This is a genomic window from Mesorhizobium sp. M7A.T.Ca.US.000.02.2.1 (assembly GCF_003996995.1).
Classification (GTDB): Bacteria; Pseudomonadota; Alphaproteobacteria; order Rhizobiales; family Rhizobiaceae; genus Mesorhizobium.
This window is the reverse complement of record NZ_RZTT01000320.1, coordinates 1-7,127: the sequence shown is the minus strand read 5'-3', so window position 1 is coordinate 7,127 and position 7,127 is coordinate 1. Positions and strand designations below refer to the sequence as shown.

Sequence of the window (7,127 nt, the reverse complement as noted above, 5' to 3'; positions counted from 1 at the left end):
ATATAGCCCGGTTTCGACAGGGGCTCGAAAGTTTTTCGAATCTGGCACTACCTCCAGCGAATTTGACTTTCAGTTCGGGTGCGTTCAGGCCGGCGGCAGTCGGCCGTTGCCGATGCGCTCCATGCGGTAGCGCAGCAGCCGCAAGATGCGGCTTTCGAAATTGACGCTTTCGACGCGGTCGAACTGAAGCTGGGCGCGGTCGTGCCTGGCCAGAACAGCCGCGGTGATGGCTGCCGCCTTGGCCTTGGCGGCGTCGCAGTTCTTTTGCGGGTAGGTGGCCTTCAAGGCCTCTTCGAGTTCGCCGCCATGGTTCTTGGCGATTTCGACATGGCGCTCCTCATGGCGCTTGATGTCGGCGGACAGCGTATCCCAGAACAGCCTGACATCGGCGTCGGCCTTGCGCGGGCGGCGCCACTCGGGAAGGATCACCTTCACCTTGACGGTCACCGCCGCGTCGGCGATCCGGCAGGAACTCGGTGTCTGCGCATAGCTGACACGGGTGGTGAAGGCCATCTGCGTGGCGCCCGGGTGCCGGTTGCCGGTGCTTTTCACCTCCGGCCCGCGTTTGGAGAGTTGTGCCTCGATGTCGTCGAGCGTGCTGCCGCCGATGGCGAAATAGCTGTACGTCTTGACGAGATTGGCGGCCGCCGCCGGAAGCGGGGTCATAGCGAGCAGCAGCGCGCAAGCCAAGGATCGTTTCACGCCCAGGGACCGTCTTTTCATGCCAAGCATGGCTCGTTTCATCATGTTGCCTCTTCGACCACCTTGCTTTACGGCCGTTGCCGGCGCAATGAAATTGATCCGCCTGGGATCACACATGATTGATGAACTCCATGGTCGATGAGCAATGACGGCCCGGCGATGGCAGTTGGCGCATGGACGCCATCTCGACCTTGGCGGCAAGGCCGTGGTCGTCGGCATCCTCAATGTCACGCCCGATAGCTTTTCCGACGGCGGCCATTTCGACGCCCCTGAAAAGGCGCTGGCCCAGGCGCGCCGCATGATCCGGGAAGGGGCACTGGTTGTCGATGTCGGCGGAGAATCGACGCGCCCAGGTGCTACCGCGGTATCGGCCAGCCAGGAACAGGACCGCATCCTGCCTGTGATCGAAGCTCTGGCGGGCGTGAGCGAGGTGCTGATTTCGGTCGACACCTATCGTGCCGACACGGCGCGGCTGGCGGTCGCCGCCGGCGCGCATATCGTCAACGATGTCTGGGGTTTGCAGCGCGAGCCTGATATTGCGCGCGTCGCCGCCGACACCGGCGCCGGGCTGGTCATCATGCATACCGGGCGGGATCGCCAGAAGCTGCCGGATGTGATTGCCGATCAATTGACGTTCCTGCGAAGGTCGCTGGAAATCGCCCGCCAGAACGGCATCGCCGACGATCGTATCGTGCTCGATCCCGGTTTCGGATTCGCCAAGGAGACGGCGGAGGAAAATCTCGACCTGATGGCACGCTTTTCGGAATTGCATGCACTTGGCTTGCCGCTGATGGCAGGTACGTCGCGAAAACGCTTCATCGGCACGGTCACCGGCCGGGATACCGCCGACAGAGGGGTCGGAACATCGGCGACCAGCGTCATCTTGAGGCTCCAGGGCGCCGATCTGTTTCGCGTCCACGATGTCGCATTCAACGTGGACGCTTTGGCGCTCGCGGATGCTATGCTGGCGCGTCGGACGGACCGGGCGAGAAACTGAGCGATGTATGTCATCCGCATGAAGAACTGCGCTTTCTTTGCCCGGCACGGCGTGCTGGACGAGGAGGAAAGGCTCGGCCAGCGCTTCTATGTCGATGCCGTTCTCACCGTCGATCCAGGCCGCGCGCTGGCCGAGGATTCGATCGAGGATACAGTCCACTACGGCATTGCATTCACAGTCATTGAAAAGATCATCACCGGGCAGCGCCGTTTTCTGATCGAGTCGCTGGCGCTCGAAGTGGCCCGTGCGCTGACAGCGCGTTTTCCGCAGATAAAGAAAGCCGAGATCACGGTGCGCAAGCCGAACGCACCGGTGCCCGGCGTGCTCGATTATGTCGAGGTGACCGTTGTCTGGCCCGAATAGTACCGTTTATCTCAGCCTTGGCGGCAATCTTGGCGATCCGGCGAAATCCATGGGCGCGGCGCTGCGCATGCTGGATGCCGACGCGGATACGCGCGTCACCGGCGTCTCCTCGCTTTATCGCACGCCGCCATGGGGCAAGCTCGATCAGCCGGATTTTCTCAATGCGGCCGCCGAAATTTCCACCGTGCTTGCACCGCGCGCCTTGCTCGACCTCTGCCTCGATGCGGAGCGCAAGCTGAAGCGGGTCCGGGAGGAGCGCTGGGGGCCGCGGCTGATCGATATCGACATTCTGGTGTTCGGCGACCGCGTCATCCACGAGACCGGACTGGAGGTGCCGCATCCGCGCATGCTGGAGCGCGCCTTCGTGCTGGCGCCGCTGGCCGAGATCGCGCCCGGCCTGGTTGTCAGCGGTCGCAGCATCACCGACCGCCTGGTCGCCGTCGATACTTCAGGCATCGAGCGATTGTCCTCCGGCCGGGATTGGTGGTTGGCCTAGGTGCGTTGATATTCAGGTGATGCCGGCCTGCAAACGGCGAGTTCCTGCGCTTCCGGTGCTCACGTACCCAAATGTACGCTCCGCTCCGGTTCTCGGAACCCACCGTTTTCGTCTCGGCCTGACCTGAATCTCAACACACCTTGGAGCGGGGTCTTTAACCGGAGAAGCCGCCGCCATCCAGGAACGTCTGCTCCTGCGGGGTGGTTTCGCGGCCAAGCATCTTGTTTCGGTGCGGAAAACGGCCGAAATTCTGAATGATATCGCGGTGTTCGACAGCGTACTTCAGGTATGGCTCGGCCCTGGCCTGCGTCAGTTCGACCGAAATGTCCTGGTCGGCCAGCAGTTCCGAATGCTCGTAAGGCAGGTAGAGGAAAACGCGGAGTTCTTCCTCGAGTGCCAGGTCATGACCAGCCGCGATCGCCCTCTCCGCGAAATATCTGGCGAGCGGATCGGTCGCGTACATATGGCCGGTGCCGCGAAAACAGTTCCGCGGAAACTGGTCGAGCAGGATCATCAGCGCCAGCGCGCCTTCGGCGTGTTCCAGCCAGTCGTCGCATTCACGCCGCGCGGCGGCGTAGTGCAGGCCGAGAAAGCGGTCGCGGAACTCGGCATCGAATGCTTCGTTCTTCTCGAACCAGGCATCCTCGCCGGCATCGCGCCAGAATTTGGTGACCGACAGGGCTCTGCTGTCCAATTCCATGCCTGATTCCTTGCTCAATCGGCGGGTTCGGACTTGTGCAGCACACCCGCGGTCTCTTCGTTGAGTGCCTGACCAGGCCGGCGCGGCGTGGAGAGCGGTGTCGGAATCGGCGTGCCGATATTGCCTCTCAGGAAGCGCTGCCCGGCGCGAATGCCCTCGGCGAGCTGGGTCTCGAAGCGGTCGGTGTCGCGGCGTCTGACGTCTTCGATCGTTTCAGCCACGTCTTCGGGATCGACGCCCAGCGATTCCAGGGCCGAGCCGCCGAAAACAAGTGCGGATTCGAAGGTTTCACGCAGCTGGTAGTCGACGCCGGCGCGAATGAGCTGCAGCGCGGTACCACGATCGAAAGCGCGGGCCAGCACGGTGAGCAAAGGAAACTCAGCCTTGATGAGCTCCGCGATGCGAACAGCCACATCGGCCTTGTCGACGCAGATCAGCACGGCGCGGGCACGGCCGGCGCCGGCGGCATGCAGGATGTCCAGTCGCGTGCCGTCGCCATAATAGACCTTGAAGCCGAAATCGGCCGCCGCCTGGATCATTTCGACGTCATTGTCGATGATCGAGACGTCGATGCCGCGCAGCAGCAGCGGCTGGCTCGCGATCTGGCCGAAGCGGCCGAAACCAATGACCAGCACGCTGCCGGTCAGGCCATCGGCGACATCGACGCCGTCGAGCGACTGCTCGTCACGCGGCGTCAGATAGCGCAAGGCGATGATGGCCAGCGGCGTCAGCACCATGGAGATGATGACGATCGCCGTCAGCGTCGCGTTGGCCTGGCCGTCGATGATGCCGACCGCCGCGGCCGCCGAGTAAAGGACAAAGGCGAATTCGCCGCCTTGTGCCATGAAGACCGCGCGCTCCAGGGCTTCGCGGTGGCCTGATTTCAGGATGCGGGCGACGATGTAGATACCGAATGCCTTCATCACCATATAGGCGACGACATAGACGGCGATCAGCCGCCAGTTCGCCGCGACCACATGCAGGTCGAGCGACATGCCTACCGCGAGAAAGAACAGGCCAAGCAGGATGCCGCGGAAGGGTTCGATGTCGGCTTCGAGTTGGTGGCGGAAGGTCGATTCAGACAAAAGCACGCCGGCCAGGAAGGCACCCATCGCCATCGACAGGCCGCTGAGCTGCATGGCGAGGGCGGAGCCAAGGACGACCAGAAGTGCCGCCGCCGTCATCACCTCGCGGGCACGGGCATCCGCCAGGATGCGGAAGAACGGGTTGAGCAGATAACGGCCGGCCACCACCAGGCCGATGATCGCGGCAAGGCCGATGCCGACCTCAGTCAGCCGCTCCGACAGGCTGGTGTCGGCTCCACCGGGCGCCAGGAACGCGATCAGGGCCAGCAGCGGCACGATGGCAAGGTCCTCGAGCAGCAGGACCGATACGATGCGCTGGCCTTTCGGTGCGGCGATTTCACCGCGTTCCTCCAGGAGTTGCATGACGATCGCCGTCGAGGTCAGCACGAAGCCGGCGCCGGCGACGAAGGATTGCGCGATCGGAAACCCTCCCGCCATGCCGACACCGGTCAGCAGCAGCGCGCAGACGCCGACCTGCAGCGCGCCGAGGCCGAAGATCTCGCGGCGCAGGCCCCACAGCCGCGATGGCTGCATTTCCAGCCCGATGATGAACAGGAACATCACCACACCGAGCTCGGCGACATGAAGAATGGCTTCCGATTCGGAAAAGACGCCGAGGCCGAACGGACCGATCACCACGCCGGCGGTTAGATAGCCGAGGATCGAGCCAAGGCCCATGCGCTTGAAGATCGGAACGGCAACGACGCCGGCAGCAAGCAGTGCCACCACCTGAACCAGATCACTGCCCGATGCTTCCGCCGCCATGCCTCTTGTCCCTGTGTCTAGCAGAAACTCCTTGCATGCAGTTGGAGTGGGAGGCAAGGCGAGAAATCTGCCGGGAAGGGTAGGGCGCCGCTGCAACGATTCACCTGGTGGACAACGGTCCCCGCTTGCCTGCCGGACGTTCGGCATCTATATCAGGCATATGCCTGACTATTCGTCCCGTCCGTCTTCGACGCCACATATCCCGATGGATGCGCTCAGCGAAGTTCTGCAAGACTTTCGCTTGAGTGGTGTCAACTATGGCCGCTGCGAGCTCCGGCACCCATGGAGCATAGACTTTCCGCAACAACAGCTGCTTCGGTTTCACTTTGTCGGCCAGGGCCCGTGCTGGATTCATACTGAATCGCAAGGCTGGCAGGAGTTGCGCGATGGCGATCTGGTGCTGCTGCCGCAAGGCATCGCCCATCGGCTGGCGAGCGCGCCGGACGTTGCAGGGGACTCGCTCGAAGGTTGCCAGGTGATCAAGTTGGGGGGCAACGTCTGCGAAGTGGTACGGCAAGGAACGGGCGCCACGAGCACCCTTTTCTGCGGCTCCATGGCCTTGGACTCCTATGCGCTCAACCCATTGATAACGTTGATGCCGCCTGTCATCAAGGGTTGCGACGTGGCCGGCAATGACCCGGTCGTCGGTCCTTTGCTGGCGGCCATGACGGTGGAGGCCTCGCAACCGCAGATGGGCAGCGCCACGATTCTGTCGCGTATGGCCGACTTGCTGACGGCCCGGCTCATACGCTGCTGGGTCAATTGCAACGGAGCCTCGACCACCGGTTGGCTCGCAGCCATCCGCGACCCCCATATAGGCCGCGCTTTGGCGGCCATGCACCGCAGCCCCGGCCACAACTGGACGCTGGGAAGCCTGGCCGGCGTGGCAGGCCAATCGCGTTCGATTTTCGCCGAGCGTTTCAGTGCGGTATTGGGGGAGGGTGCCGCACACTATCTCGCCCGCCTGCGCATGCAGCTTGCCCGCGAATTGCTGGGCCAAAACGGCTTGTCGGTTGCCGAAGTCGCTACCCGTTTGGGCTATGATTCCGAGGCATCCTTCGCGCGCGCGTTCAAGCGCATCACCAATGTCTCGCCGGGCGTTGTGCGTCGCACAATTCCCGGACGAATGGATATGAATTTCGGATTCTAAGATACATATCATCCGAGCGGACTCGCCTATTTAAGACCTCCAAACTTTGGAGATCTTTCCGTGACTGACACAACATTACAGCTTGAAGACGCCGCGATTGGCCTTGATGCCGATGCACCAGCCGCGTGGAGCGCAGCCACCTGGTTCGCGGTCATTTCATTGGCAGCCACCAGCTTTGCCCTGGTGTCGGCCGAATTCCTGCCCGCAGGTCTGCTGACGCCAATGGCACGCGATCTCGGCATCAGCGAGGGGACGGCCGGCCAGGTCGTCACGGCCACCGCTTCCGTCGGCGCCGTGACGGCCATGTTGAGCAATGTTCTCATCGGCCGCCTGAACCGCAAGGCGGTGCTGGTTGGTCTCAGCGCTCTTGCGGTCGGTTCCAATATCCTGGCGGCGCTGGCGACCGATTTCTGGCTGTTGCTGTTGGGCCGGGCCGGGCTGGGCATCGCTCTCAGCGCTTTCTGGGCACTTTCGGTCGCCGTCGTGGCGAGGCTGGTTGGCGCCAATGCGACAGGTCGGGGCATGGCGATCGTCACCCTCGGCGTCTCGCTTGCCACCATTGCCGCACCGTCTATGGGCGCGCTGATCAGTGACTGGATAGGGTGGCGCAGTGCCATGGCCATGACGGCGGGGCTGGCCGCGCTTGCCATGCTGCTGCAGTTTCTCAGCCTGCCGACCTTGCCTGCAACGGCAAGCAACAGCCTTGCAGATGTATTTCGGCTGACCCGGCGGCGCGGCATCCAACTCGGCATGCTGGCCATTGTTTTGCTGATGACGGGGCATTTTGCCGGCTCGGTCTATGTGCGTCCCTTCCTCGAACAGGTGACACTCCTTACAACCGGACCGATTGCCCTGGCTCTGCTCGGGTT

General features: G+C 62.9%; 8 protein-coding genes. 5 read left to right on the top strand and 3 right to left on the bottom strand.

Annotated elements, in window-relative coordinates; all coding sequences use genetic code 11:
• Window positions 1-84 precede the first annotated feature (84 nt).
• On the bottom strand, window positions 85-723 hold the full coding sequence (locus EOD15_RS24845) for a DUF922 domain-containing protein (RefSeq protein ID WP_245463761.1): 639 nt from the start codon (window positions 721-723) through the stop codon (window positions 85-87).
• A 124-nt stretch (window positions 724-847) separates the two neighbouring features.
• On the opposite strand from EOD15_RS24845, the gene folP reads away from it, so the two are divergent.
• From folP to folK, 3 genes are read left to right on the top strand one after another with little or no spacing between them, the layout of a single operon-like run.
• Window positions 848-1,699, top strand: coding sequence for a dihydropteroate synthase (gene folP / locus EOD15_RS24840; RefSeq protein WP_127408936.1), 852 nt, complete (start codon window positions 848-850; stop codon window positions 1,697-1,699).
• 3 nt (window positions 1,700-1,702) lie between these two features.
• Window positions 1,703-2,062, top strand: a complete 360-nt coding sequence (folB, locus tag EOD15_RS24835) for a dihydroneopterin aldolase (protein WP_023813034.1) — start codon at window positions 1,703-1,705, stop codon at window positions 2,060-2,062.
• Window positions 2,046-2,558: a 2-amino-4-hydroxy-6-hydroxymethyldihydropteridine diphosphokinase gene (gene folK, locus EOD15_RS24830; RefSeq protein WP_127272685.1), complete on the top strand. Its 513-nt coding sequence runs from the start codon at window positions 2,046-2,048 to the stop codon at window positions 2,556-2,558. The genes folB and folK overlap by 17 nt, the downstream gene beginning before the upstream one ends.
• A gap of 154 nt (window positions 2,559-2,712) precedes the next feature.
• Here folK and EOD15_RS24825 read toward each other — a convergent pair whose 3' ends face one another.
• Both EOD15_RS24825 and EOD15_RS24820 read right to left on the bottom strand, forming a co-directional pair.
• Window positions 2,713-3,258 carry a DUF924 family protein gene (locus EOD15_RS24825; RefSeq protein ID WP_127323051.1) on the bottom strand — a complete coding sequence of 182 codons (546 nt, stop codon included), beginning with the start codon at window positions 3,256-3,258 and terminating at the stop codon, window positions 2,713-2,715.
• A 14-nt stretch (window positions 3,259-3,272) separates the two neighbouring features.
• Window positions 3,273-5,108, bottom strand: a complete 1,836-nt coding sequence (locus tag EOD15_RS24820; protein ID WP_127408935.1) for a monovalent cation:proton antiporter-2 (CPA2) family protein — start codon at window positions 5,106-5,108, stop codon at window positions 3,273-3,275.
• Window positions 5,109-5,268: 160 nt separating this feature from the next.
• Here EOD15_RS24820 and EOD15_RS24815 point away from each other — a divergent pair, with 160 nt between their 5' ends.
• Window positions 5,269-6,258: an AraC family transcriptional regulator gene (locus tag EOD15_RS24815; RefSeq protein ID WP_185929064.1), complete on the top strand. Its 990-nt coding sequence runs from the start codon at window positions 5,269-5,271 to the stop codon at window positions 6,256-6,258.
• 60 nt (window positions 6,259-6,318) lie between these two features.
• On the top strand, window positions 6,319-7,127 hold an 809-nt coding region (locus EOD15_RS24810; protein WP_148129635.1), incomplete at its 3' end, for an MFS transporter.

Coding starts and splice junctions, on each gene's coding strand:
- EOD15_RS24845 (WP_245463761.1), bottom strand. CDS start 723: ATGAAAAGACGGTCCCTGGGCGTGAAACGATCCTTGGCTTGCGCGCTG.
- folP (WP_127408936.1), top strand. CDS start 848: ATGACGGCCCGGCGATGGCAGTTGGCGCATGGACGCCATCTCGACCTT.
- folB (WP_023813034.1), top strand. CDS start 1,703: ATGTATGTCATCCGCATGAAGAACTGCGCTTTCTTTGCCCGGCACGGC.
- EOD15_RS24825 (WP_127323051.1), bottom strand. CDS start 3,258: ATGGAATTGGACAGCAGAGCCCTGTCGGTCACCAAATTCTGGCGCGAT.
- EOD15_RS24820 (WP_127408935.1), bottom strand. CDS start 5,108: ATGGCGGCGGAAGCATCGGGCAGTGATCTGGTTCAGGTGGTGGCACTG.
- EOD15_RS24815 (WP_185929064.1), top strand. CDS start 5,269: ATGCCTGACTATTCGTCCCGTCCGTCTTCGACGCCACATATCCCGATG.